Raw genomic sequence first — 25986 nt, 5'->3', positions numbered from 1 at the left:
CTACGGGGTAACTCACTCTTGTTCCCAAGCAAAAACACCTCCAAGTTGTACGATTATTTTACAATAGTCGCATCTTCAACTTAAAGGTGTTTTATTTTGTCTCACGGTTTGGGGTCAGTTCCTACTGACGAATGCAATCCGAACAATGTAACAAAACGCCGAACATTTATTGTTTTTTTCTTTTCTCAAGAAAATGTTGTCACATATCCCGAGGGTCTATCCGTCAGCATAGTAAAGAGCCAAAATCGGTTCTAATCAAATTTAAAGGAGTGCTTCACATGAAATCAAGAATGGATAGTCCTGTTATGATCGTACCCGCTGCGTCCCAAGCCTTACAAGCCCTGGGCAAAGCCCTGTTTGCATCCGCAGAGAAAACAGGTATTCCGAGCAGTACGCTCTTCCTTGCGTATCTTCGGGCCAGCCAAATCAATGGGGACAGTGTATGCGTCGAACTTCATTCGCGCAATGCCTTAGCTGCAGGCGAATCTATAGAACGTCTACTGCTCGTGTCGGCATGGCGTGATACGAAATACTTCAATGACGCCGAGTGTGCTGCCCTTGCGCTTAGTGAAGCTGTTACCCGACTCAGTGACCGAGAAGACCCAGTGCCAGATGAGATCTTTAACGAGGCAACCCGACACTTCGATGTGGTGGCACTGGCCACCCTGATCACTGGGATCGCCACGGTCAACCTCTGGAATCGATTTAACGTCTCGACAAGACAGATCGTAGCAGTTTCTGCGGGCAAATAATTGTAACTAATAGTGCGGCTGGTAATGGAGGGGATTAGAAGCAGATATCCCCCTCCTCCTATATCATTGCTTTTCAAAAAAGAGTGAAAGTAGGTAGTTCCATTATGGCAACAGTGTTATATATTACGGCAAATCCACACGATGATAAAAAATCATACAGCAAGTTAGTAGGTAAAGAGTTTGTACAGGCTTATCGATCTGCAAATCCGTATGATGAAGTGGTCCATCTTGATCAGAATAAAATGGATATACAGCAACTTGATAAAGATGTTTTTAGCGGTTGGGGAAAGCTGAAAGCGGGTACTGCATTTGAAAAGCTAACCGAACCGGAGAAAATGAAACTAAGCCGTATCGGTGAGTTGGTTGACCAATTTGATGCCTCAGACAAATACGTATTTGTTACTCTGATTTGGAACGTAAGACTTTCAAATATTTACCGGATATCAGCCGGGTTGGCTTGTTGAGTGATAAAAAAGCCGTTCATATACAAGCTAGCGGAAACTTCTTGTCACCAGGCTCGGATGATGCAGACTTAGAAATGGGTCACCGCCACCTGAAGGTCATTATGGAATTCGTTGGAGTTCCTAACTTTGAGGAGATTTTTGTTGAGGGTATGACCGTGAAACCCGAGCAAGAGCCTGCGATAATAGAAAAGACTTCGTAAGATAAGAATATTAATATACCGTAAGGGTATAGAGGAACTATGTGAAATTAAAGGAGTGGTCATTAGGAGAGATGATAACATTACTGAGAGTTAATGAGTAATCTCGTTTTAGCAATCTACAGCCCTTGCCAGCTGTAACAAATACAAACAGCCGATTAGTATATTCGGCTGTTTGTTCATTAGTTAGCACTATTCTGATCTTTTCGTATTATGAGGTCTACCAGTAATATCTGGTGACCTCATAATACGAACGGGCAGGATTGCTTAGACTTTTATCGAACACTTCAAACAAATGAATTAGGAGTGATAACATCGTGAGTCTAATGCGAATAAAAATTCCAGCTGGTTATGCGATTTCTTATAATAAATTTCATAATGTTGATCCAATTCTCGCCGAAGAAGAAGATGATTTTTTAAGCAACTGGTATTACTTCACAGAAGATATTATGCAAATAAGCAAACTTGAAAATGTAGATGGAAGACATGTTATTCCAGAAAGTAATACATATATAATAGATTTAGGTTGGTACCCAGATAGTAGTTTAAATGGGGAGTACAAATTAGTACTGGTGCATGTAGATGTAGATAAGTACTGGATTGAATTAAAAACCAAGCGGTCTAAAGACAGATTTGAAATTAGAGATACTATTGAAATTTGGTTGCGAGAACTTAACAATAATCAATCTGATGATGGATTTTGAGTATCCGTTCGATTATGTGCTGGGTGTTTCGGGGCAGTAAGTTGTTCAACTAACGAAGAACGATAGTTCACTAAGAGGAGGAAACAGCTGGATTTTAAAGGACGGGACTGGACTGGACTGGACTGGACTGAATTAGCAACCTCTTGGGGCATTTTACTCGATCATAGAAAAGATGAAGAAATACTTCAGGATATAGATCGAAAATTAAAGGATTCAGTTAACCTGACAGGGATTCAAAATAACGACGTTATTAGAGATACGAAAGAGTTCTTAAGTTTTTTTGTTAAGAACGATATGAGTAAAAAACCACTTTTTGAAGGTTTATTAGCAATTGAAGATCCAAACACATTTATCAAATACTTTAGGTTATTACTCCCTCATATGTGGGCTTAAGAATTACAGGTGATTAAGCTAACTGGGAACTATAGCTTCATAAACACCAGGACGAGGCTGCCGGAATAAATCGGTAGCCTCGTTGAGCTAACGGGCAGGTTACTTCCAATATGTGTTAGTATAGAGGTGGCTATTACATTGCCGTTAGGGAACCAGGACAGGATACCCCATTGTTCTGAAAAGATTGGGGATGGCTGCAGATGGAGTAAGATCATTAAAGAGGTGTTGCAGGTTGAAGAAATGGGCTTTCCTTATCTCGCTTCTTATTCTTGGCTTCATAATCATGGGATACAACTATGTTGAAGAGAGTACCAAGGCACAGAACTTACAAGACTCAATTGATACAAAATTTAAGCATGAACTAAGCAACGTTCTCGGCAGTTTTAGCATGATGATGAATGACTATACGTATCGATCCGTCTTATCAAGTGTTTCCAATGTGGCCTCTATTTCTGAATTAACTTCTTATGAGGATCAGAATGATAACTTGGATATTAGTTTGTATAACCTATATATTTCTTTGAGAGAGGATAAATCTAAAGAAAAAGTTCTATCTAGAGCAGATGAATTAAGAGATGTATTTATGATGCTGGTAACTGATCCTGCAAGTAAAGAAGCGACGGATAAACTAATCCAAATTACTGATGAAACATATTTTAGAGAATGACTGAATGGTTTTCGAAGTCATATTAACAGTTATCCTTGATTAAGCTCCCTCGGAGAATAAGGTTTTTCTCACGAATACTCGCGAATTCGCTTGATCTGTAATACATCAGATGGGGCTGGGAAACAACGCAAAGTGGCTAATGAACGAGGACTAAAAATATCTTCGAACGCTTGCCTGTATTCTGGAAAACGGATGTCCAGCCAGCGGTGGATTCTGTTCTTAATCCGCCCAGATTTAACCACCCAATGCTCTCTGTTTGTGACAATAACCCGTAAGCGGCGGAAGTCTTCCTCCTTTGGAGAGAAAAGCGTGTAGAATCCGCGACTCACTGCATCGGCAATGACCAAAGCGTCCTTTGGATCATTCTTTGACGGAGAGTTGTCTCTGTTTTCCTTATTGCGCTTGGTCGTCATTGGATTAACAAGAACAACAGAAATCCCTTGTTTCATCAACCAATGAGCGAGATTAAACCAGTAGTGACCGGTACTCTCCATTCCCACAATGACGTCATTCAAATTGTGCCTGTTCTGTAGTTTATGAATACTGCTTATTAAATGCTCAAAGCCTGCATGGTCGTTCGAAAACATAATGGGACGATTGGTGAGGACAATACCTCGAAAGTTAATCGCTTGAGCAGCATGTTTCTCCTTGGCAATGTCGATGCCAATGACTAGCGTAGAAGTGGAAACACGTTCTACACGTTGATTCTGAGCTTTCGTTAGTCTAGACTTCATATGAACGCCTCCTAAGGTGAGTTCTGAGGGCTGCAACCCAGTACATACTCATCCTAGCGAGGCGTTTGTTTTTCTGCAAATTGAATCTACTAACACCTACAGGAATGTTAACGGGCAGATTAGCGTGGTAGCAGCTTAAGTTGCCGATGAGTGAATTTGTTAATATAACGAACTTTATGGAATAAAGGATAGACATATAGAACAAAATCATTTAAGATGACACTTATTAAAAGTATTTTAAAAATATGATCGAGGTGAAACCTCTTTAGTGGATCCAATTATAAACAATACAATGCGCGTCAAGAAAATGAACCAGGAGCTGGTTCGGCAGACGCTCAAAACATTGAAACAGGCCAAGAAATCTTCAGTTGCACAGACCACAGGCTTAAGTGTAGCTACTTGCGGCAGTATTCTGAATGATATGTTAGCCACTGGTGAGTTGATGGAATTGGATGTCGAGGGATCTAACGGTGGCCGTCCTGCAAAAGTGTATCAGTATAATATGAACTTTTCTTATATTGCCTGCATTATTATCAAAACAGGAATAAACGCGCGTTCCATGGAATTCACGGTAGCCAATCTAGATGGGGAGGCAGTGGAGCAAGGATACGAGGAAAATACACGGATGGATGCTGCAACTATCGATCAATTGATTGATAGGCTCATCTTTCAATATCCGCAAATCCGTGCTGTCGGGATTGGCGTGCCGGGTTCCGTGAATCAGGGGGCTATTAATGGAAGTGATATTCCCGAACTGGTAAATGTCCAGCTAGAGGCGCCTATTCGTGAAAAGTATGGGATCGAGGTTATTCTGGAGAATGACATGAACTTGACCGTGTACGGCTTCTATCAGAAGCAGGATTATGATAAAGAGAAGACCATCGCCGTTGCGACATTTATCGAGGGTAGCCTACCGGGAGCAGGTATTATGGTAGACGGGCATATTCACAGGGGCAGTACCCGGTTTGCAGGGGAGATCGCCTTTTTACCGTTTGGTATTTCCCATGAAGAGCAGTTCCGACAGCTACACGATCGGAACACTTTTCATTCTCTAGCTGCCCGTGCAGTATCCAGTCTGATTGCAATCATGAATCCGGAGTCAATTGCTTTGACGGGGAGCCTGATACAGCCTACTGATGTAGATCTGATCCGTCAGGAGTGTCTGAAGAATATTCCGGAAATGCATATGCCGCAGCTTATGCTATTGGAGTACCCGGATGAGGACTATATGTACGGATTAATTGCAATGACACAGGAGAGCCTGGCCTATTCGCTGCAGCTGGTGGAAAAACGGAGATGAAGCTAATTGAACAAATCAGAAACCCAGAATAGTACGGAAAATCTGGTTTTGTTTTTTGCCAGCCGGGGTGTTCTCAGCTTCAGGGGTCTCTCATGTAAGCTGCTTCAAGGGGTTAACTCCAGGTCACAACCTTCCGCAAGCCTGATGGGTTATCAGATGGCAGTCGCATATACGGGAACTACATTTCTTCCTCCGCTTTTCGGAGTAATCGCTACACAGACGAGCATAGCTTTATTCCCGTTTGCTATGCTTGCTTTCATTGTTTTTATGATGTTGAGTGCAGAGAAAGTAAACCACATTTTGAGCAATCAAGCGAAGTCTAAAGGTATGTAGATATAAATAAATTCTCTATTAAGCTACGAAAGGAGTTTCTTTATGCAAACAAAAACTGAAAAAGAAAAGATGTTGAGTGGCGAGCTTTACCAGGGAGGCGATCCAGAGTTAGTAAAGGATCGTTTGAACGCACGCCGATTAACAAGGTTATTCAATCAGTCGCTTGAGACAGATGATGGACTAAGAAAAGAACTTCTACGGGAGTTGTTCGGCTCAACGGGGAACAATTATTACGCAGAGCCGACATTCCGCTGTGATTACGGCTATAACATCCATGTCGGTGAGAACTTCTATGCGAACTTTGATTGTGTGTTTCTCGATGTGTGTGAAATTCGTATAGGGGACAACTGCTTCCTAGCTCCCGGTGTACATATCTATACCGCGACGCATCCATTAGAGGCTAAGGATAGAATATCCGGAGCGGAATTCGGTAAGCCGGTCACGATTGGCCACAACGTATGGATTGGGGGGCGGGCGGTCATTAACCCAGGCGTAAAGATAGGCAATAATGCGGTAATTGCTTCTGGGGCCGTTGTAACGAAGGATGTCCCTGATAATGTGGTCGTAGGTGGTAGCCCTGCTAAGGTCATCAAACAGATTGACAATGACTAGACAATAATAACAAGGTTTGAACGGGTAACGATAGTTGAATGCCAGAAGGGCTGCCGTGATTTCAATACCGTCTGGTAAGGCTATTTGAGATTAAAAGAAATATTATTTGGAGATATGCGGTAGGATATAACAAACTTTATTTTAAACAAAGAGGGTCGCGAAATAGAACCATTTCTCAATAAATAATGAAGAACATAGATAAAATGAAGAGACCATAACTCGTTGTTATGATCTCTTTCTATGAAGCGGTCAGTAAAATTACTAACTACGAAATTCGCCTCACTTCCTTCAACTGTCCGTCAACGCCTACCGCTGAACCGTTTGATCGCTTCCTCGGTCACCGGCGTGAAGAGGTTAACCAGGTTGCCGTCGGGATCGCGAAACAGTACAGCACGGTTCCCCCACGGCATCGTGGTTGGTTCCTTTACCCACTCGTCGACAAACGGCTTCAAGCGCTCGTATTCGGCATCGACATCGTGAACGAGGAACTCGATGATGACAGTATGATTGTCGGCCGCCACTGCGGAACCAGCGCCGAACAGTTGCACCGTCTGGGAGTGGCCGATCGCCAAGGTGCACGATGGCACAACAAGCTCTGCAAAGACGGGCGCGGGGCGTTCCGCCGAAACACCCATGACTTTCTCATAGAACTCGACGAGACGATCCACATCGTCGGTAATGATGCGTACAGAAGCAAAATTCACGAGATACCATCCTTCCTATAATAAATGATACAATATCGTAACATATCATTTTGGGTCAAAATACTTCGTATTCATCTCCCACTCTTTTACGGTTACTTACTCCGATTATAAAAAAACGCTACTGACAACAGTATGTCAGTAGTGTTTTAAAGTTTTTTTGGCTTCCTCCCGAAATCGATTTCGGAATGCGTCAACACGATATGTCTTGATTCTTTTCTTTCCAGAACTGCTCACATTATGGATTGTATTGATTAGTAATACGGGTGCAGCATTGATTGTCATATTGAACAGTATGAGGCTGCTAAGGGTTGAAAATTAAAGCCTATTGATTAAGGGAACTGGAACGATAGCGAAATGCGTAATGCCTATGGTTGCCGCGTGGCAGCCATTCTCCCATATAGTGAGCAGTAATGTATAACGATCAATAACTTCCGTTTAGTGGTAAAATAAACCATATGAATTGAATTGGAGGTGTATAGGTTGTTTAGGATATTTACAGTACTTGTGTTTGCTGTCATCACTCTCATATCTGGCTGTAGCAACGATGAATCGGTCATATCAAAGGAATGGAAGGAAACGGGAACGGTCGAGTTAACAACAACGAATGATGAGGGAAAACAGATCAAAGCTGACTGGCTCGGGGATGAAGGGCGAATTGCAATAAGTAATAATCCATTTGTTGCGGGGCAAACACAAAAATATATGTGGCTATTATGGGGAAACAAGGATGAGATTGTGAATAAGCCATTAAAAGTAATTGCCACAAGTGAAACGGGTGAGGAGCTAACTATAGTTGAAAGCATTTTAGGTGGAGAGAATTGGGGGGCAACTGCTGCATCGCCTTCAGGATTCAGTCTGCCAACGAAAGGACTATGGAAACTTAATGCTTTTGTTGGTGAAAAGCTACACGGAACATTAATTGTTAATGTTAATGAAGCCTGACATTAGCTAACGAGCAGTGTGCTGCCGCGGCAGCTGTTTCTTCCTGTAACTAAGCGCAGCTGCGGTGGATCCCTTTTCTTCTTCATAAAATAGGTGGTTATGTACAGATTTCCGCTGCTCGTCGTTAAGCGACTAATTTCCTTCGGGAATGGAAACGACCTTAATGTGGAAATGGCAATGGCAATGGCAATGGCACTGGTGCAGGTAAGGATTTTGAAGACATGCCGAAGTTCTGGAAACACAATGTCTACCCTGCGATGGTGCGTTAGTTGAATAATAGATTAAAGTCGAAGAGGGACTGTAATCCGCAGTCCCTCTTGTTGGTTATTTTCGGTCAGCAAGGGCATAATCTGGTTCTAACCTTGTTGCTGCGAACCATTGAACCACACGGATTTGATTGACAAGGTATCCGATATATTAGCGGTCGGATCACCGTTTATCAGAATAAGATCAGCACGCGCACCTTCGGTAATCCGGCCGCGATCATGAAGACCAAAGCAACGGGCTGGTTTGGTTGTAGCCGACTGAAGTGCTTCGATCGGAGTGAACCCGGCCTGCACCAGCAATTGCATTTCGTGGTGGACACTGGCCCCATGAGCAAGGCCACCGAGGTTCGGAACGGGAACCGGCGCGACATCCGTCCCTACAAGAATATCAACTCCGGCACGATGAAGATCCATCACATTCTTAAAACTGTTTTCCATATTGCCTTGTGGGAACGTATTGAAGCTAGAGTTCAAAATATCAATCCAATCCGGACTTAATTTGGAATGAACCCGCGGATCATTCGCCAATTCCGATGCTGGATTTCCAATAATCGATGAATTTAACACCAAACACGGTGTGACAAAAGCTCCAGAATTTGCTATGGATGCAACTAATTCGGACGTGCGCTCGGGTCTATCGATAAACAAGTGACCCAAACCGTCGACACCAAAATCGATGGCTGCTTTCGATGAAAGAGCCGTCAAGACGTGGGCGATGACCAACTTATCCAACTTGTGGGCTTCAGAAACGGCTGTTTTTAGAATCTCATCGCTTAGAACAGGCAAGCCAGGTGCGCCCATGACCGTTCCTTCTTCGATCATGATTTTAATATAGTCGGCTCCATTCTCTACTTGGGTATGCACATGTTTGATTGCTTCTTCAACCGTCGTCACTTGCGGTATTTCTTCATGATCGTGAGCGTATGCGGCCAACATTGCTTCCCTGTCTTCCTCCGATAACTTCTCTAGTTCCTTTAATACGAATTCCGGTATTTCATCTCCATCAGGCAGCAATTCATCTGGGTGTCCACCAGGAGCGGTAATCGCTGTACCAGCAGAACGGACATCCGCGATGTCATCCGCATTTTTCAGCTGAATTTCGCGCCCTCTTTTAGTAAAATCGCCGTTCATTTCGAGTTCTGTTGTAACGCCGAATTTTAGGGCATCTCGTAATCCGCCAATTGAGGTATGGACATGTGCATCAATCAGACCAGGTAGTAGTGTCGCATTTTCTCCATCGATAATCGTTGCATCGGCTGGAATGTCTCCGCCCACTGAAATAATGGACTCCCCTTTAATGACTATATGTCTGGGAGCAATAATTTGATATCCATCAAAGATTCGTACATTTGTGATCGCCGTAATTTGTTCTAACGCAGCATTTAGATTTACTTTCTCCATTTTAATTCCTCCCAATGTGTTTGTGACTCAATACATCGGAGTATAACTGTTAGATATCTAACTGTCAACAAACTAAGTTTTGTTTGACAAGCCAATAGGATCACTGTATATTTTAGCTACTTACAATTAGATTCCTAACAATTACAGAGGGGACGATGAAAGATCATGCATTCCCGAAAAGATACGACTTATATGGATTTGTTTCAAATCATCGGTCTTAAGTTAAAGAAAAGAGCGGATGAGAGTATAAAAGAGCTAGGATTAAGTTCTCAACAAGGAAAAGTAATCGATTATATTTATGAGAACCAAAATAATCATATTATTCAAAAGGATCTTGCAGATCGGTTTCATCTACGTGGGGCAAGCATTACAAGCATGCTTCAAGTTCTAGAGCAAAAAGGGTTCATCGAGCGTAAAATCCCGGTTAATAATGAACGGCAAAAAAATATATATGTATTACCAAAAGCGGTTGAATTGATTGAAGGTTTTAATGACTCTTTCCAAAAAGTGGAGGATGAAATCGTTCAAGCCCTTGATGACGAAGAGAAGCAAGTTTTAAAGAAATTGCTGATCAGAATTAATGAACGTATTTAAAGAAGAGGATTTTCGATGAGAATATGGAAGCATTTGTAACAGTAACTTGTTGTATTTTTTTACTTTTATTTTGATGGTTATTTAATATGGTTGATACTCCAACTCCAACGGATCCGTGACCGATTGTTTATAAAACTTTATAAAGCTATGGGGCACCATAGCCCAATAGAAAATTGAAGGCTGCCGAACTACGGATTCGGCAGCCTTCATTACGCTTACGGGGAACGATAATTGAATACCACAAGGGCTGCCGTTTGGCAGCCTTTGTCATTACGCTAACGGGTAGAATGGTTCCAATTAAAGTAATATAAGGTGTATTTACGGAAAGAGTTATCTGTTCCAGATAATTAGTCATGGCACACATAATTTTTGTTTTACTGGTGGTGGAATAGGGTTAGTTCTTCTACAATGCTACCAATGTTTTGGCCCATAATCCTTTTAATTGTTTACGGACTTTTCATTTTACGTGGATTATATACACTGTATTTAATTATTAAGCTATTAATCTGAGCGATAGCAGCTCTCGATATCTATTTAGATGAAACGTGAAATAGACGACTTTAGATCGATCAAACTATTGAGAGATACTTCTATTACAAACAAAAGTGAAACTATAATGATACCGGTGAAATGGATAGCGGATGGTTTAGCGCTTAGGTGTTGTATTATCGGAGAAGCCCAATATATCGGTGCTCCCACATGCATTTATTTGATTCATAGTGTACCCGCATCTCTTGCCGAATAGAAAGAAGGAAAGATCGGACGATAATTTAATTCGCTCCGTATGCGCGCTGTGTCCACAATCATGTCCCAAGGATTGAATTCCCGCTGTTCGGATTCCGTAGATGGTTGGCTGCCATGAAGATGAAACAACTCTCTTACGGAGATCGGGGCATCGTCGGCAACATTATAGATTCGTCCATCAATTCCAGATATGGAGGCGGCAAGCAGCAGTGCTTGGCTTACATCTGCATGGTGCACCATATGAAATCGTTTGGCGGGATTCCATGTACGCATCATCGGCAGAAATTCAGGGATATGAGGGTCGCGTTCACCATAGACAAAAGCAAGCCTAATCATGCGTAATCCTAATCCATGCTCATTATAAAGCCGCAACAGCTCTTTCTCAGCTGATGCTTTTGTTTGAGAATAAGGCAACAAAGGCCGCAACTCGTCATCTTCTTGGCTAGGTTTTGACTCACTCCCGGAGCCGTATACTAAATTGGTACTCGTAAAAACGAATCTTGGAACGTCCGCCTTCAAGGCGGCGCGAGCTAAATCTATAGTCGCATCGATGTTTGACATTCTGGCTACTTTCTCTTCTACTCCGCGGAACTGTGCAGCCAAGTGCACCACGACATCTGAACCCCGAAGAGCATCAACCCAATTGCCCGCATGTAAAAGATCTCCTTCTATCACTTCAGCTCCTTGCTGTTGAAACGAGCTCGCATTCGAAGCGTTTCGTACTAAAAGTTTGACGTGATGACCTCGCTGCAGCAAACGCGGAACAAAGCGGCTTCCTATTTTACCTGTTGCTCCAGTTACAAAAATGTTCATTTTCCAATTCCTCCTCTGTTTTGCTGATGCTATACTGGCATTATGACAGAATGTGAAATCGGCTTCCTTCCTGTCTTTATCGTATGATTGGCAGTGTCAGGATAAGGAGGAATGGTCAATGGAACTGATCCCGTCCAGAATTTCGTTAGGCGAATTTTTGCGTTCGCGTCGAAAACGTCTTACACCAGAGGAAGCTGGGGTTCAAACCTATGGACGACGTCGGACGCCTGGGCTTCGAAGGGAAGAAGTGGCTCAACTGGCTCATATCGGAGTATCATGGTATACCTCTTTGGAACAAGGCAGAAATGTAAACCCATCTGAGGATGTACTTAATAACATAGCAAGTGCGCTGAGATTGAATGAGGATGAACGCAGCCATCTTCATCTTCTGGCTAGTCCGGTAAAACAGGCAAAAGTGGAAGATTATGAATTGAATGTCGGTTTAGAGCTGACGATAGAGGCACTTGAACCGAATCCTGCTTTTATTTTGGGGAGAAATTGGGATTTGCTGCTGTGGAACCAAGCTTCAGAGATCGTATTTCGACTACCGACATACTCAAAGAATATGCAGCAGAGACCCAATTGGATGAGACGGTTTTTGATGGATTCCTCGCTTAAGTCGAACAATGAGGATTGGGAGGCCAAAGCACAAGCCATGATTTCACGCTTTCGGGCGGATTATGCATACTTCACTAATGATCTGAGATTTAAGTTGCTCATTGAGGAATTTATGCAGATTAGCGAGGTATTCCGGGAGGTTTGGCCGCGACATGACGTTCAGGTTGTCGCCGACTGTCACAAGCGATGGAACGACTCGCGTATTGGAGAGATGGTTTTTGAGCATGTGACCCTACAGCCGCCGACCGATCCGGAGATAAAAATTATGATTTATCTCGCATCAACCGATACAGCTGCGCGTTTGCAAGGTTTGCTGGGTGTTAAAGCTAACGCGGAGAACCAGTCTGGAAACAAGATGGCACGCCCCTATTAACCCTAAGATTGAGATTCGGTTAAAGAAAAGATTCGTTGCTAAAGCTGTACTCGGGCCATTTTTCAAACGACGATATATAGGTAATAACTTTCCATATGCGTTATTTTTAAAATGAGCAATCGATAAGAAACATCATATTACCGTACTGCGTTATAATCTAAGAATATTTGAAAATATATTTATATATTTCCAAATGGTTAATTACATAAATTAAATTCTAATTAAGAAGGGGAATGAGCAATATGGCTAATATCGAGCACTTACAGAATGTGAATGTTCCAGCCTCAATGGTATATGAAGTATTAACCACTGCAAAGGGCCTTTCAGAAATATGGACAAATGAACTAACAGTCAATGATCAGATCGGGTGTATAAATGAGTTCAGATTTGGGGGTAAAGGCTTAACAAAGATGCGGATTGATGAGCTTGTTACGGATAAAAAGATTTTGTGGCACTGCGTGGATTCAGATCCTGAATGGATAGGCACGACTATTTCATTTGATCTGGAGGAAAAAAACGGGAAAACTTCTATCGTTCTTCGTCAGATGAATTGGAAGGAAGTGAGCCCATTTTATCGCGTATGTAATTATAACTGGGCTATTTTTTTGTACAGCCTTAAGCAGTATTGCGAAGAAGGCGAAGGTATTCCGTATCATAAACGGAAGTTTTAGAACCTGCATTTATTTACACTGTTTTAGGTTTAGGCAACTTTCTAATAAACCAAGCGAGTATCAAAACAAGTACGACAAGAATAAATACAATTCAAAAAAAATGAAGAAAACGGCAATTAATCGTGGTGAAACATATAACAAAAGTATTGCGCTAATGAGGAGTGATAGTTTAACTAGTATGGAGCAGTTCGCGATTGCTGATCTTGGAAATTTAAAGATAGTGCCGAAGATATGCATACTTTTGCGGATAGAATGAGAAGTAATAATATGTCTCCCCCATTATGATGAAATCATCGAAAGATTACATCAATTGGAGGGAATAATGATGGCGTACACGACACTATCTGAGAAAGAAGTTCAATTTTATAATCAAAATGGATATGCTCTTCATAAGAAACAGCTATTCAGTCAAGAGAAAATGAAAGAGCTGTCGGACATATTCGAAGAGCAATGGGAGCTAGTTGGCAGAAAGCTGAACAGCGAGCTGGACACACCACATTTCCGTGACGAGAGGCTGCTGAAATTTCTGTTAAGCGAAGAAGTGCTCGATTTGGTTGAGCCGCTAATCGGACCAAATATTGGCTTGTGGTCGAGTCATTTCATATGCAAGGAGCCGCTGATCGGCAAGCAAACACCATGGCATGAGGATTCCTCTTATTGGAACGGCCGTCTTAGCAATTTTGAAAAAATCGTAACGGTGTGGCTGGCAATCGACCGCAGTACGAAGCAAAACGGCTGCATGCGCGTTATTCCCGGGACACATACAGATGGATTTTCTGAATATGAAGAGGTTGATGGAAGCCAAAATATTTTTAGTACCGAAATAAAAAAAGTAGATCATGAAAAAGCCGTTTATTTCGAATTAGAGCCAGGCGAATGCTCGGTGCACGATTCCCGCATCATTCATGGGGCAGCTGCCAATACGAGCGAGTTTCGTCGATGCGGATATACGATGCGTTATTTCTCGACGGATGCCAAGGTATATGAGGAGAAAAACAAAAATCATAAAATTTGGCTTGCAAGAGGCAAGGATCTGGCAGGCAATCCATTCATAAATGTATAATGATCGGAGCTACAAGAAGTTGGTCTTGAACTTTATGGAATTGAAGGGAATTATGGGGAATAGTGCGGAGTGGTTCAACGTTTATCCTTCATAAGCATGAAAGGGGAACGGAGATGGATAACAATAAAACACCTGAGAGACTGCGCAGCAAAAACTTTTTATCGTTGTCGTTCCCCTTCCGTATTTATAAACATGTGATCGAGCACAAAATTGATTCGCATTGGCATGAGTTTTTCGAGATGGGCTTTATCGTATCGGGCAGAGGTACCCATATTCTTAACGGCGAGTCATTTCCTTTGGAAAGAGGGATGGCTTTTCTCCTTACAACCGCCGATTTCCATGAGATTATACCGGATCAAGGCGAAACGATATGTCTGTACGATTTTATATTTGAGGATTCATTTATTCGTCCTGCTTTAGCCGAAATGCTCTTTGAAGAGGCTTCTCATTACGCTTATACTTTTGAAAGCGCACAAGCTGGCAGGATCGAAGCCGAGTTTGATCGTATTTGGGACGAAACGCAGCTCTGGCAACTAGGCAGCGACATGATCGTTCAAGGCAGCTTTGAGCGGATACTGATTGAGCTATTTAGGATAACGAGTCAAAAAAATATGGCAACGGAAAACGTTACTGTTCGCGCCGTCCATCCTTCTATAAGGAAATCAGTTATCTACATTCAGCATCATTTTCGTGAGCAGATTACTCTCCATAAAGTGGCAGAGCATGTCGGACTCTCGGCAAATTATTTCAGCGAATGCTTCCGGAAGCAGACCGGAACTTCATTCCAAGAACATCTTCAAGAGAAAAGGCTGCAATTCGGAAGAGCGCTGCTATGCAGCACATCGTTGCCAATAACGGAAATCTGCTACGCCTCAGGCTTTAATACGATGCCGAATTTCGAGAGGTTTTTTAAACGAATGTTTGGACTAGCGCCGCGCGATTATCGGAAAAGCAATAAATGAAAACTTTCTATTCACTTTTCTAAGTGTATAGAAGGTTTTTTGTACCATATTACATGAGCCATAAGGAATTTCGTGTTATCGAAGAAGGCGAGGTACTTATTTGATGAATGATATTATTGCATATTGTTTGAAGAAAAAGGGAGCGACCAAGGATTATCCCTTCGGGTCTGATCCATTGGTAATTAAAATTGCAGGTAAAATGTTCGCGCTTATTTTTGAGAACAAAGGGGACTATTCTTACATAAACCTAAAATGCGACCCGGCAATAGCAGCCAATTTGAGAGAGCAACATACTAATGTTCGACCGGGCTATCATATGAATAAAAAGCACTGGAATACGATTACAATGGATGGTTCCTTACCAGAGTCGGATGTCTTTGCGATGATTGACCACTCTTACGATATGGTGTTCAAAAATCTTCCCAAGAGTAGCCGAGAAGCTGTATCAGAAATGAACTAGTATCTTTCTTGTTCGTTGAGTTAACGGACGACTGTTTCATGCCAAAATGAATTGGAACTTTAAAGCACTGTTCCCTATTAGCATTAAATGGTTCGCTTATTGTAAACAAGATGAAGGAGGAAGAAGCATGAACTTGACTCTACAGCAGCAATCAGTATTATCGGCATTAACGACAGAATGGCAGTCGCCGGTACAGCTTGCTGAGCAGCTACCACAAGCATCGGAGAATCCATTAGATGTTAACCGGTTACTCAAAGACCTATTGCGTGATGGTTTGGTGCAGGCTAATCCAGTCGTTCTCGGTCTGTATCGATTAACATCACTCGGCACAACCATTAAGAAGACGGAATCGAGTGAGAACGAATAGCGTGGATCTCAAGCAATCGAAAGACTAACCCCTAAAAAAGTGGGACGAACGGAATGAGATCTGCCTTTGCAAGAGTGGGGGACGAAGAATGACATCGCAATATGCAGTAAGAACAAAGGAAAGGCTGCCGGCGAACGGCAGCCTTTTCGATTTCCAAGACCAATCTATCGATTAATCAGCAATATTTCGGGTATAGTATTCGATGATATCTTTGCGCCGGATAATACCGAGGAAAACACGATCAGCGTCTACGACCGGAACGAAGTTCTGATCGGCCGCAAGCGCCAGCATATCGTCCAAATCGGCATTGATTTCCACGCATTCTACTTTCATTCGTTTCTTAATGGAGACGACGGGAATGTCATGCATATTATCGAAGGTGAGGCCATGTGTGGCTTTAAGCTTCCATAACAAATCCCCCTCGGATAGCGTACCGAAATATAGGCCATTGTCATCTAAGATTGGAATAGCCGTATAGTGGCTCGCCTCCAATTTATCTAGCGCTTCTTTCATAGTAGAGGATATCATGAGGTAGGAAACCTCATCCTTGGGATGTAGAAACGATTGGATGTCCATTGAATCACGCTCCTTTGGTATATTAAAACATGTTTTCTCGCGGGGCGCATGTGGAAGTGACTGGGCATGCGTAACCGGACAGCACAGAATTGGCAACAGTTAAAAAGAGGAGAGCTGCTGAAATGAAAATAAGCAAACATAATGCAGAACACTATATCTGGGGTGACCATTGCGATGGTTGGCATTTGGCGAAAAATCAGGATTTAAGCATCATTCATGAGAGAATGCCGCCAAACACGTCGGAAGTAAAGCATTATCATCAACAATCGCGCCAATTTTTCTTTGTTCTATCAGGCTCTGCAACCATCGAGATTGATGGTAAAGAGGTTATCCTAGGTAAACAAGAAGGAGTAGAAATAGCTCCTCTGGTTCCTCATCAAATGTTCAATAAGTCAAACGATGAGGTTGAATTTCTGGTGATTTCTCAGCCCAACAGTAAGGGCGATAGAGTCTTGGTTGATTAAAGCTCTAAGCGAGCAGATGACGTTAGTCCAATAAAAAACAGCGGCAGTTAATGACGTTAACGAAAAGTCAGCGGCTACCGCTGTATCAGTCAAGGAGAATGATCAATCTCTTAATAGTATGCGGGCGATTGAACTTACTTTTTAGCTATTCGAAGCTAATTGAGCAAATGCTTGCTGAATTGCGACAATCGTCTCATCGATATCGGCTTCCGTATGCGCGGTCGTGAAGAACCAAGCCTCGTATTTGGAAGGTGCGAGATTGATGCCTTGGTCCAGCATCAGCTTGAAGAATTGTCCGAACAATTCGCCGTCCGTGTCCTGTGCTTCATCGTAATTCGTAATCGGATGATTGCAGAAATGGGCGGAGAATGACCCGCGAATTTGATTGATTGTAAGCGGAATGCCATACTGCTTCGCTGTTGCATGTAGACCTGTTGCAAGCTTCGTAGCGAGCGCGTTCATTCGGTCATAGATACCAGGCTCCTGCAGCAGCTCGAGGCAGGCGATGCCAGCGGAGATGGAAGCGGGATTGCCTGCCATCGTACCAGCTTGATAAGCTGGACCGAGCGGAGCGACCTGCTCCATAATTTCGCGGCGTCCGCCGTAAGCGCCGATCGGCAAGCCTCCGCCAATGATTTTGCCTAATGCAGTCAGGTCCGGCTCGATAGCTTGGTGGTCGGGGAATGCGACATACGTTTGCGCAGCGCCATAATGGAAACGGAATGCGCTGATGACCTCATCATAGATAACGAGCGCTCCAGCCTCTCTCGTCAGCTTGCAGAGACCTTCTAGGAAGCCATCATGCGGCATGACCATGCCGAAGTTGCCGACAATCGGTTCAACCATGACTGCGGCTGTCTCGTCGCCCCAGCGTTCTAGAGCTTCCTTTAGCGCGGGCAGGTCATTAAACGGCACCGTGATCACCTCGCTAGCAATGCTGGAAGGGACGCCAGCACTGTCAGGAATGCCAAGAGTAGACGGGCCGGAGCCGGCAGCGACGAGGACCAGATCGGAATGTCCGTGGTAACAGCCGGCGAATTTAATGATTTTGGATTTTTTCGTATATGCGCGTGCCACGCGAATGGTTGTCATGACCGCTTCCGTGCCTGAATTGACGAAGCGGACCTTGTCGAGTGAAGGAATAGCTTCCTTCAGCATGCGCGCGAGCTTGATTTCGAGCTCGGTCGGGGTGCCGTACAGGATGCCATTCTGTGCTGCGCGCACGATTGCTTCCGTAATGTGCGGGTGGGCATGTCCGGTAATAATCGGTCCGTAAGCTGCTAAATAATCAATATAACGGTTATCATCGACATCCCAGAAGTAGGCGCCTTCGCCGCGCTTCATAAATACGGGAGCGCCGCCGCCTACCGCTTTGTATGATCGGGATGGACTATTTACGCCGCCGACGATATGCTGCAGCGCTTCTTCATAAAGCTTCTTGGAATTTGGTCGTTTCGTATTCATGGCAATCAGCCTCCAATGTAAGTAATAAATAAACGTTGCGGAAACAAAATACACGCAACCTGCTGTCGCCGTTGCGTGTACGTATGGTTATTGCGATTGCGATTGATTCGTTTCTGCCGCTTCATCCGTAGGCGATGCAGAATCGGTAGGAGTAGGGACGGTATCGTCTTGCTCCAGCGTCATTTGCACGTAAGAGCGAAGCTCGTCTTCGTCGCTGATTCCAATAACGGAAGCGCCGCCGACGCGGTCTTCTGCGATCAGCTCCATAGGCGGGATTTGCGTTGTGCTGGCAACATGGCTTTTGACGCCAAGCTGACCGAGCTTCAGCATATCCATTACGCTAATATTCATGCTGACGTAAGGTTGAACGCTCTCCAGAATTTTTTTCATGCGAACGATGTTCCAAGTCGACTGAAGCTCCTTCGATACGGCTTGAAGGAAGTTTCTTTGACGTTCGGTGCGCGTGAAGTCGCTCATGGCATCATGACGGAAACGAACGTATTGCAGCGCTTTGTCGCCGTCAAGCAGCTGGTAGCCTTTTTTGAGGTCGATATCGTACCGGTTGCCATCCGCGTTGTCGGTGTAATGCATATCTTTCTCAACGTCGAAGTAGATGCCGCCGATCGTATCTATCAATTGCTTAAACCCTTCGAAGTCGGTATAAACATAATATTGAATTTCCAGTCCAAGAAGATCGCCGACCGTCTTCATGGCTAGCGGGTACTCTCCAAGTGCCAGCGCAGTATTAATGCGGCCTTTGCCGTGACCTTCTATATCCACGTACGTATCGCGGAGCACAGAGAAGAGATGCGCTTTCTTGGTAACGGGATCAAACGAAGCAACTAATATGGAATCTGAGCGAGCCACCTGGCCTTCCTCAACTCCGCGTGCGTCACCGCCTAGCAGCAAGATATTGACGCGCTCCTTGCCTTCCCATTCCGGAATCGGAACCGGCGTAGCCTCTGCTTCCTCTAAAGGTGCTTTTGTTTCTTTTGGTTCGCTAAAGTCGTCCAATGCGCCGTATACGCCTACTGACCAGTAAATAATAAACGCTGCGGCGGCGCCTAGTATGACGGAAAGGCTGATATAAAACCATTTCCATTTCTTTTTCTTGCTTTTATTTTTTTCTTTAGGCACTTCGTTTGTCTCGTTAGACATTTCGCTAAATGTGCTCCTTTCAGATGGGGCGGAATCATTGTAATCCATAGTGGGTAAATTTCAATGTAAGCATGCGCTAAGACGGCATAGCGAATGGTCCGCTTCCAAGTGATAAGGTTAGCGGAGCTTGTTACGCCGGAAATATTAAGAACGGATAAGCATAAGCTTATCATTGCTTAAATTTTATCAGCGAACGAATGCTAAAGAGCAATGGGCAGCTTCAGCCGTTTACGCTAGGCGTGAACTAATGTATGATTACATATCATAAAATTATAAAGCTGAACGACATGCAGAAGCAAGTTTTATCGTTTTAGGTAAATAAAGATCGGTATTTCCTAGGAAATGTCGAAGCGAGAGGGGCAATAAGATCCACATGCTAGCCATTGATGTGAAGGATTTGCGCAAGCAATTCAGCGTTCAGAAAAATCGGGAAGGCTTATCCGGCGCGCTCAAGGACTTGTTCAAACGCGAGTACAATGAGGTCACGGCGGTTAAAGATATTTCTTTTCAAATTCCGCAAGGCGAAATTTGCGGTTATATTGGAGAGAATGGTGCAGGCAAGTCGACAACGATCAAAATGCTTACGGGCATTCTGGTACCGACATCCGGCGAGCTTAAGGTAAACGGGTATGTGCCGTTCAAGGACCGCGAGAAGTTCGTTAACGGCATCGGTGTCGTATTCGGCCAGCGTTCCCAGCTATGGTGGGATATTGGCGTGATTGAGTCCTTCCAGCTGCTGCGCAAAGTGTATCGGGTATCGGAAGCGGATTTCCGCAAGCGGCTGAATGAGCTGGTGGAGAGGCTTCAGCTTGGCGAGTTGCTTAACCGACCTGTACGGAAGCTAAGCCTCGGCCAGCGGATGCGCTGCGAGCTTGTCGCATCGCTGCTTCATAACCCGTCGATTCTGTTTCTCGATGAGCCGACCATTGGTCTGGATATTGTCGTAAAGACGGAAATTCGCGACTTCTTGATGCAAATGAACAAGGAGCAGGGCACGACGATCCTACTGACGACACACGATTTGCAGGATATTGAAGCGCTGTGCTCACGCGTGATCATGCTGGATGATGGACGCATCATTTATGACGGCGGATTGGACGATCTGAAAAACCGTTGGAGCAAAGGCCGCGAGATTCAGTTTCAATTCGCAGGCCATACGCAGCTCGCCAAGCTGCGGCAGCTGACGGAATCGCTGGATGTGACATGGTCGATGGAGAATGAGGTTACGGCCAAAATGTGGCTTCCACACGCCGTTAACGTTTCCGATGCCCTTGCCTGTGTCGTTGGCGGTGTCGAAATTCGCGACATTAAAATCATCGAAACGAATACAGACGATATCGTGCGAAGCATCTACTCCTCCGGCTCAGCGTCAACCGCCAAGGAGACGGTGTAATCATGATGAGCGCGTATATTGATTTTATTCGGATTCGGTTCATTATGATGCTGGCTTACCGCGTTAATTATTATAGCGGCATCATTATTTATGCCATTAACATAGGCGCCTATTACTTTCTATGGCAGGCGATCTATGGGGACAAGGAGTCGCTGGCCGGATTTACGGTTACGCAGATGACTACCTATGTGGCTGTGTCTTGGATGGCACGGGCTTTTTACTTCAATAATTTGGATCGTGAGATTGCCAATGAAATCAGGGACGGCAGCGTAGCGGTACAGCTTATTAGACCTTATTCCTATTTGTTTGTAAAAATGATGCAGGGCTTCGGCGAAGGTTTATTCCGCATGCTGCTGTTCATGATTCCGGGTATGATTATCGTATGTCTAATCTTCCCTGTATCGCTGCCGACCGATCCCATGACATGGCTTATCTACTTGGTCATGCTTTTCTTCAGCTTTCTCATTAACTCGCAGATCAATATTTTAACGGGGCTGTTTGCCTTTTTTGTGGAAAACAATGAAGGCATGATGCGCATGAAGCGGGTTATGGTGGATCTGTTCTCCGGCGTTGTCGTGCCGATTGCCTTCTTCCCAGGTTGGCTGTCAGCCGTTATGCAGTGGCTGCCGTTCCAAGCGATCACTTATTTGCCCAGCTCCGTCTTCACGGGAAGAACGCCTAGCAGCGAAGTGCTGCATGTATTCGGCATTCAAGTGCTCTGGTTCGTAGGTTTGCTGATTCCAATTTGGCTGACATGGCGGGCTGCGCGCAGACGGCTGTTCGTGCAAGGGGGGTAACAGAGATGAGATATGCTTCGTTGTTTTGGGAATATATTAAAAATTACGCAAAAACGCGGTTGACCTATCGGGCCGATTTCTGGATTGAAGTACTATCCGATTTATTGTTTCAAGGGATGAATCTCATCTTTATTCTGATTGTGTTCCAGCACACGCCTTCACTCGGAGGCTGGTCGGAGGCAGAGGTCGTATTCGTATACGGATTCTTTATGATTCCGTATGGCGTGTTCAGCACGTTCTTCAGCATTTGGAATTTCAGCGAGCGGTATATCGTCAAAGGGGAGATGGACCGCGTGCTTACAAGGCCGGCGCATAGCCTGTATCAGGTACTGCTCGAAAACGTTGATCCGCCGTCCTTGATCGGCTCCTTCGTTGGAGCGATTATAATGGTGCTCTGCTGGTTTCAGCTCGATCTTCCGTTCCAATTGCTTGACGTGCTTGTCATGCTGCTGCTCATCTTGGGAGCGGTGCTTATCTATGCAGGACTATATACGGCGCTTAGCGCCATATCGTTCTATTCGGATGCTCCGACGGGAATCGTTCCGCTTATGTACAACATTCAGAACTATGGGCGTTACCCGGTAAATATCTATAACAAAATGATCCGGTTCGTATTGACATGGCTGCTGCCGTTCGCCTTCGTTGGCGTTATTCCAGCCTCCTATTTCCTTGAGAAAAAAGCAGATGACCTGTCTCAGCTTGCTTTATTGACGCCTGTTATGGGTATTATCGTTTTCTCGCTTGGTCTTTTTCTTTGGAATCACGGCGTGAAACGCTACCGCGGAGCAGGGTCTTAATTGCAGACATGCTTGCTGGTAATGTTGTTGGAAGGAAATGAACGTTTTATGGAGGGTTAGCAATGACAGAGCTTCAAATAGGAGAGATGGCGCCGAATTTTGAATTGCCTGCGTCAAATGGAGAGAACGTTTCATTAAGCGATTACCGCGGCCAAAACGTCGTCCTTTATTTCTATCCGAAGGATATGACAACGGCATGCATTCAGGAGTCCTGTGACTTCCGCGACGCAAACGCAGAAATGCTGCAGCGCAATACGGTCATTATGGGAATCAGCATCGATACGGTCAAATCACATCAAAACTTTATTGCGAAGAAGGAGCTGCCCTTCCTGCTACTGGCCGACACCGAGCATGCAGTATGCGAGCTTTATGGCGTATGGCAGTTGAAAAAGCTGTACGGCAGGGAGTATATGGGACTCGTACGATCAACGTTCCTCATTGATGCGAACGGCAGGCTGGTCCGCGAATGGCGTAAAATAAGAGTCAAAGGGCATGCCCTGCAGGTGCTTGAAGCGGTTGAGGCGCTTTATAAAGCGGGCAGCGGTTAACGTCGAATGAGCATAGCATAGTAGTGAAAAGCGTATTCAGCTGATGGCTGGGTACGCTTTTTTCTTTCTGCTTATTCAACGATTAGGAAAGGAAATGCGTGTGCTCACCCTTTCTCTATGCGTTTCTCCGAAACGAGGGCGTCTATTGAAAGGACGCCGTCGAGCGTTTCACCTTGAAATATAGGAAAGTATATCCTTAGGCATTACATTCTCTATATTTCCCGGAATGAAACGCGCCTCGCCGCCAAAGGACCGCAATAGCCGTTTCACCTTGAAATATAGGAAAGTATATCATTTCGCCAACTTTCTCTATATTTCTACGCGAAACGTAAGCTTAGCCGCCAGTGAACAGCTTCAGCCGTTTACGCTTGGCAATCGAGTATTAAATTGGGCTTTGGTAACAATAAAGAGATCCTTTGCATGGCAAATGCCGCGTGTTGGCCGGAAATAGGACGACTGGAAGATTTTATTCGTTGACGGGATGCTGTCACATTAATACAATATGGTTTTGCTTGATGGATAGGGGGTTATGAGACTGATACAGCTTAACGGCATAAAAAAATCGTACCGTGCAGGCGGTATTCAGGTTGAAGCTGTCAAGGATGTAAGTTTGACGGTGCAGAAAGGTGAAATATTCGGTATCATCGGTCATTCCGGTGCCGGCAAAAGCACGTTGCTGCGCTGCGTCAATCTACTGGAGAAGCCGACGGCAGGTTCGGTTCACGTAGGAAACGTAGAGCTTACGCGTTTAACGGAGAGGCAGCTGCAGCAGGAGCGCAGGCGCATCGGGATGATTTTTCAGCATTTTAACCTGTTGTCCATGTCGACTGTGAGAGAAAACATCGCATTCCCGCTAGCCCTTGCAAAACAATCGAAGGCAGAGCTGAATAAGCGGGTCGATGAGCTGCTTAAGCTCGTGCAATTGGAGGGACATGCGGACAAATACCCTTCGCAGCTGTCAGGTGGGCAGAAGCAACGCGTGGGTATCGCAAGAGCGCTTGCGAACAACCCGGATGTGCTGCTATGCGACGAGGCGACTTCGGCGCTCGATCCCCAAACGACGAATTCTATTTTGTCGCTGCTGCTCGATATCAAYGCCAAGCTCGGAATTACGATCCTGTTGATTACACATGAAATGAATGTCATTCGTGCAATATGCGATCGCGTAGCTGTCATTGACCAAGGTGAAATCGTAGAGATCGGCGATGTGCTGCAGGTWTTCTTAAAGCCCGAGCATCCGGTCACTCGTGAATTTGTCGATCAGATAGCGGAGAACAGCGCAGCCGGMSAGCTGCTGCAGCACCGAAAGGGCCGTTTGCTGCGAATGACCTACATCGGCAGCTTGACGTATGAACCGATTCTATACAATGCAGTGAAGACTACGTCCGTGCAATTCGCGATWCTGCAAGGAACGGTATCCCGTATGAAGCAGACGCCTTATGGTCAACTCATCGTRGAGCTGATTGGTGACGATGCGGATATCGAACAGGTCATCGCTGTTYTRCGCAAGGATGGACTGGAGGTAGACGCCATATGATGAGCTTCGAGAATRTCCGCTTGCCGGAAATTTGGGACGCGACGAAGGATACGCTCTATATGCTGTTCGCCTCGCTCGTATTTACGATTATTTTCGGACTGATCTTCGGCATTATCTTGTTTTTAACGTCACGAAGGCAGCTGCTTGCTCAGCCAGTCGTTTATGGCGCGCTCTCTTTCATCTGCGCGAGTCGAGTCCGAGCTTGCTCGCGGCGGTTACGATTACAGCCGTTACGCTCGTTTCCTATACGGCGATGTCAGGCGTCATTGGCGGCGGCGGGCTAGGAGACTTAGCGCTCCGTTACGGCTACCAGCGGTTTCAAACCGATGTCATGCTCGTCACCGTCGTGCTGCTTATCGTGCTCGTGCAGGTGCTGCAGACGATTGGAGACGCGCTTGTAAGACGCTATAGCAGGAAATAAAGCGGATAACATTCGCGCAACCTAGATGAACCAACAACATGGGAGGAATCAACATGAAGAAGACAAGCTATATGATATTGACGCTGATGCTGATGTTCGCGCTAACGGCTTGCGGAGCGGACAAAACAGAGGAGAACAACGCAAACGGCTCGGGAACCGGAGCACCTGAGACGGTAAAGCTGAAGGTAGGAGCCTCTCCTGTACCGCATGCGGAGCTGTTGGAGCTGGTGAAGCCGATGCTCAAGGAACAGGGCATTGAGCTTGAAATCATTGAATTCAATGACTACGTGCAACCAAACACGCAGTTATATGAAAAACAGATCGATGCCAACTTTTTTCAGCATACGCCTTACTTAGAACAGTTCAACAAAGACAAAGGGTATGACCTTGTCAACGTTGCCGGTGTGCATATCGAGCCTTTTGGCGCTTACTCCAAAAAAATTCAAAAGATTGAGGAGCTCAAGGATGGCGCACAGGTTGTTATTCCGAACGACCCGTCCAATGGCGGACGTGCGCTTGCATTAATGGCGGATAACGGCTTGCTCAAGCTGAAGGATGGCGTAGGCGTAAACGGGACGGTTGCTGATATTACGGATAATCCGAAGAAGCTTGAAATAAGAGAAGTGGAAGCCGCAACCTTGCCGCGCGTGCTTGATGAGGTTGATCTGCCGCGCGTGCTTGATGAGGTTGATCTTGC

At 44.8% G+C, this 25986-nt stretch carries 28 protein-coding genes and 3 pseudogenes; 23 read left to right on the top strand and 8 right to left on the bottom strand.

The features are described from left to right. Nucleotides 1-278 precede the first annotated feature (278 nt). The 4 genes and pseudogenes from AB4Z29_RS31390 to AB4Z29_RS31375 all read left to right on the top strand — a co-directional run bounded on the left by AB4Z29_RS31390 (nucleotide 279) and on the right by AB4Z29_RS31375 (nucleotide 3177). Nucleotides 279-752, top strand: a complete 474-nt coding sequence (locus AB4Z29_RS31390) for a carboxymuconolactone decarboxylase family protein (protein WP_441946815.1) — start codon at nucleotides 279-281, stop codon at nucleotides 750-752. A 104-nt stretch (nucleotides 753-856) separates the two neighbouring features. Continuing rightward, a pseudogene (locus tag AB4Z29_RS31385) lies at nucleotides 857-1416 on the top strand (NAD(P)H-dependent oxidoreductase). A gap of 323 nt (nucleotides 1417-1739) precedes the next feature. After that, entirely contained in the window at nucleotides 1740-2117 is a 378-nt protein-coding gene (locus AB4Z29_RS31380) for a hypothetical protein (protein ID WP_441946817.1), read from the top strand. A gap of 625 nt (nucleotides 2118-2742) precedes the next feature. After that, nucleotides 2743-3177, top strand: a complete 435-nt coding sequence (locus tag AB4Z29_RS31375; RefSeq protein WP_441946814.1) for a hypothetical protein — start codon at nucleotides 2743-2745, stop codon at nucleotides 3175-3177. A gap of 68 nt (nucleotides 3178-3245) precedes the next feature. Here the strand turns inward: AB4Z29_RS31375 and AB4Z29_RS31370 are convergent, their stop codons facing one another. Then, nucleotides 3246-3911: an IS110 family transposase gene (locus AB4Z29_RS31370; RefSeq protein ID WP_441946813.1), complete on the bottom strand. Its 666-nt coding sequence runs from the start codon at nucleotides 3909-3911 to the stop codon at nucleotides 3246-3248. A gap of 268 nt (nucleotides 3912-4179) precedes the next feature. Between AB4Z29_RS31370 and AB4Z29_RS31365 the strand changes: the two genes are divergently transcribed. The 3 genes and pseudogenes from AB4Z29_RS31365 to AB4Z29_RS31355 all read left to right on the top strand — a co-directional run bounded on the left by AB4Z29_RS31365 (nucleotide 4180) and on the right by AB4Z29_RS31355 (nucleotide 6156). After that, nucleotides 4180-5211 (top strand): ROK family protein, encoded by a 1032-nt coding sequence (locus AB4Z29_RS31365; protein WP_441946812.1) that lies wholly within the window; start codon nucleotides 4180-4182, stop codon nucleotides 5209-5211. Nucleotides 5212-5343: 132 nt separating this feature from the next. Beyond that, nucleotides 5344-5544, top strand: a pseudogene (locus AB4Z29_RS31360) (MFS transporter); the annotation flags it as partial. 42 nt (nucleotides 5545-5586) lie between these two features. After that, nucleotides 5587-6156 (top strand): maltose acetyltransferase domain-containing protein, encoded by a 570-nt coding sequence (locus AB4Z29_RS31355; protein WP_441946811.1) that lies wholly within the window; start codon nucleotides 5587-5589, stop codon nucleotides 6154-6156. 299 nt (nucleotides 6157-6455) lie between these two features. Here AB4Z29_RS31355 and AB4Z29_RS31350 read toward each other — a convergent pair whose 3' ends face one another. Beyond that, nucleotides 6456-6860 (bottom strand): VOC family protein, encoded by a 405-nt coding sequence (locus AB4Z29_RS31350; RefSeq protein WP_441946810.1) that lies wholly within the window; start codon nucleotides 6858-6860, stop codon nucleotides 6456-6458. Nucleotides 6861-7340: 480 nt separating this feature from the next. Between AB4Z29_RS31350 and AB4Z29_RS31345 the strand changes: the two genes are divergently transcribed. After that, complete coding sequence (locus AB4Z29_RS31345; protein ID WP_441946809.1) at nucleotides 7341-7802, top strand: hypothetical protein; 462 nt, start codon at nucleotides 7341-7343, stop codon at nucleotides 7800-7802. 2 nt (nucleotides 7803-7804) lie between these two features. Here the strand turns inward: AB4Z29_RS31345 and AB4Z29_RS31340 are convergent, their stop codons facing one another. After that, a complete protein-coding gene (locus tag AB4Z29_RS31340; RefSeq protein WP_441946808.1) occupies nucleotides 7805-8044 on the bottom strand; it encodes a hypothetical protein in 240 nt (79 codons plus the stop codon). 114 nt (nucleotides 8045-8158) lie between these two features. Continuing rightward, nucleotides 8159-9469 (bottom strand): amidohydrolase family protein, encoded by a 1311-nt coding sequence (locus tag AB4Z29_RS31335; protein WP_441946807.1) that lies wholly within the window; start codon nucleotides 9467-9469, stop codon nucleotides 8159-8161. A gap of 165 nt (nucleotides 9470-9634) precedes the next feature. Here AB4Z29_RS31335 and AB4Z29_RS31330 point away from each other — a divergent pair, with 165 nt between their 5' ends. Then, nucleotides 9635-10063, top strand: a complete 429-nt coding sequence (locus AB4Z29_RS31330; protein WP_441946806.1) for a MarR family winged helix-turn-helix transcriptional regulator — start codon at nucleotides 9635-9637, stop codon at nucleotides 10061-10063. A gap of 714 nt (nucleotides 10064-10777) precedes the next feature. Here AB4Z29_RS31330 and AB4Z29_RS31325 read toward each other — a convergent pair. Beyond that, a complete protein-coding gene (locus AB4Z29_RS31325; RefSeq protein ID WP_441946805.1) occupies nucleotides 10778-11620 on the bottom strand; it encodes an NAD-dependent epimerase/dehydratase family protein in 843 nt (280 codons plus the stop codon). Nucleotides 11621-11738: 118 nt separating this feature from the next. On the opposite strand from AB4Z29_RS31325, the gene AB4Z29_RS31320 reads away from it, so the two are divergent. The 6 genes from AB4Z29_RS31320 (at nucleotide 11739) to AB4Z29_RS31295 (ending at nucleotide 16134) form a co-directional block, all read left to right on the top strand. After that, on the top strand, nucleotides 11739-12611 hold the full coding sequence (locus tag AB4Z29_RS31320) for a helix-turn-helix transcriptional regulator (protein WP_441946804.1): 873 nt from the start codon (nucleotides 11739-11741) through the stop codon (nucleotides 12609-12611). A gap of 242 nt (nucleotides 12612-12853) precedes the next feature. Further along, nucleotides 12854-13282, top strand: coding sequence for an SRPBCC family protein (locus AB4Z29_RS31315; protein ID WP_441946803.1), 429 nt, complete (start codon nucleotides 12854-12856; stop codon nucleotides 13280-13282). Between the two features lie 322 nt (nucleotides 13283-13604). Next, nucleotides 13605-14345, top strand: a complete 741-nt coding sequence (locus tag AB4Z29_RS31310; RefSeq protein WP_441946802.1) for a phytanoyl-CoA dioxygenase family protein — start codon at nucleotides 13605-13607, stop codon at nucleotides 14343-14345. Nucleotides 14346-14458: 113 nt separating this feature from the next. Further along, nucleotides 14459-15307 carry an AraC family transcriptional regulator gene (locus AB4Z29_RS31305; RefSeq protein ID WP_441946801.1) on the top strand — a complete coding sequence of 283 codons (849 nt, stop codon included), beginning with the start codon at nucleotides 14459-14461 and terminating at the stop codon, nucleotides 15305-15307. 100 nt (nucleotides 15308-15407) lie between these two features. Continuing rightward, nucleotides 15408-15767 carry an MmcQ/YjbR family DNA-binding protein gene (locus tag AB4Z29_RS31300; RefSeq protein WP_441946800.1) on the top strand — a complete coding sequence of 120 codons (360 nt, stop codon included), beginning with the start codon at nucleotides 15408-15410 and terminating at the stop codon, nucleotides 15765-15767. 127 nt (nucleotides 15768-15894) lie between these two features. Continuing rightward, nucleotides 15895-16134, top strand: coding sequence for a hypothetical protein (locus tag AB4Z29_RS31295; protein ID WP_441946799.1), 240 nt, complete (start codon nucleotides 15895-15897; stop codon nucleotides 16132-16134). Between the two features lie 171 nt (nucleotides 16135-16305). On the opposite strand, the gene AB4Z29_RS31290 is transcribed toward AB4Z29_RS31295, so the two are convergent. Then, nucleotides 16306-16710 carry a CBS domain-containing protein gene (locus AB4Z29_RS31290; protein ID WP_441946798.1) on the bottom strand — a complete coding sequence of 135 codons (405 nt, stop codon included), beginning with the start codon at nucleotides 16708-16710 and terminating at the stop codon, nucleotides 16306-16308. A 122-nt stretch (nucleotides 16711-16832) separates the two neighbouring features. On the opposite strand from AB4Z29_RS31290, the gene AB4Z29_RS31285 reads away from it, so the two are divergent. Then, a complete protein-coding gene (locus tag AB4Z29_RS31285; RefSeq protein WP_441946797.1) occupies nucleotides 16833-17174 on the top strand; it encodes a cupin domain-containing protein in 342 nt (113 codons plus the stop codon). A gap of 141 nt (nucleotides 17175-17315) precedes the next feature. On the opposite strand, the gene AB4Z29_RS31280 is transcribed toward AB4Z29_RS31285, so the two are convergent. Together AB4Z29_RS31280 and AB4Z29_RS31275 are read right to left on the bottom strand one after the other, a co-directional pair. Next, nucleotides 17316-18638: a glutamate-1-semialdehyde 2,1-aminomutase gene (locus AB4Z29_RS31280; protein ID WP_441946796.1), complete on the bottom strand. Its 1323-nt coding sequence runs from the start codon at nucleotides 18636-18638 to the stop codon at nucleotides 17316-17318. Nucleotides 18639-18725: 87 nt separating this feature from the next. Beyond that, a complete protein-coding gene (locus AB4Z29_RS31275) occupies nucleotides 18726-19796 on the bottom strand; it encodes an LCP family protein (protein ID WP_441946795.1) in 1071 nt (356 codons plus the stop codon). A gap of 373 nt (nucleotides 19797-20169) precedes the next feature. On the opposite strand from AB4Z29_RS31275, the gene AB4Z29_RS31270 reads away from it, so the two are divergent. The 7 genes and pseudogenes from AB4Z29_RS31270 to AB4Z29_RS31240 form a co-directional block, all read left to right on the top strand. Continuing rightward, nucleotides 20170-21189 carry an ABC transporter ATP-binding protein gene (locus AB4Z29_RS31270; protein WP_441946794.1) on the top strand — a complete coding sequence of 340 codons (1020 nt, stop codon included), beginning with the start codon at nucleotides 20170-20172 and terminating at the stop codon, nucleotides 21187-21189. A gap of 2 nt (nucleotides 21190-21191) precedes the next feature. Then, entirely contained in the window at nucleotides 21192-21986 is a 795-nt protein-coding gene (locus AB4Z29_RS31265; RefSeq protein ID WP_441946793.1) for an ABC transporter permease, read from the top strand. Between the two features lie 5 nt (nucleotides 21987-21991). Continuing rightward, nucleotides 21992-22783, top strand: a complete 792-nt coding sequence (locus AB4Z29_RS31260; RefSeq protein WP_183565865.1) for an ABC transporter permease — start codon at nucleotides 21992-21994, stop codon at nucleotides 22781-22783. Between the two features lie 62 nt (nucleotides 22784-22845). After that, the gene (gene bcp / locus AB4Z29_RS31255) at nucleotides 22846-23331 is read left to right on the top strand and encodes a thioredoxin-dependent thiol peroxidase (RefSeq protein WP_441946792.1); all 486 of its coding nucleotides are present in this window, start codon (nucleotides 22846-22848) and stop codon (nucleotides 23329-23331) included. A 535-nt stretch (nucleotides 23332-23866) separates the two neighbouring features. Then, the gene (locus AB4Z29_RS31250; protein ID WP_441946816.1) at nucleotides 23867-24868 is read left to right on the top strand and encodes a methionine ABC transporter ATP-binding protein; all 1002 of its coding nucleotides are present in this window, start codon (nucleotides 23867-23869) and stop codon (nucleotides 24866-24868) included. After that, nucleotides 24865-25289, top strand: a pseudogene (locus AB4Z29_RS31245) (hypothetical protein). Before AB4Z29_RS31250 ends, AB4Z29_RS31245 begins: the two are co-directional and overlap by 4 nt. 53 nt (nucleotides 25290-25342) lie before the next feature. Continuing rightward, on the top strand, nucleotides 25343-25986 hold a 644-nt coding region (locus tag AB4Z29_RS31240; RefSeq protein ID WP_441946791.1), incomplete at its 3' end, for a MetQ/NlpA family ABC transporter substrate-binding protein.

Source organism: Paenibacillus sp. 2TAB23 (genome assembly GCF_052115165.1).
GTDB lineage: Bacteria > Bacillota > Bacilli > Paenibacillales > Paenibacillaceae > Pristimantibacillus.
This window is presented reverse-complemented; position numbering and strand designations above follow the sequence as displayed.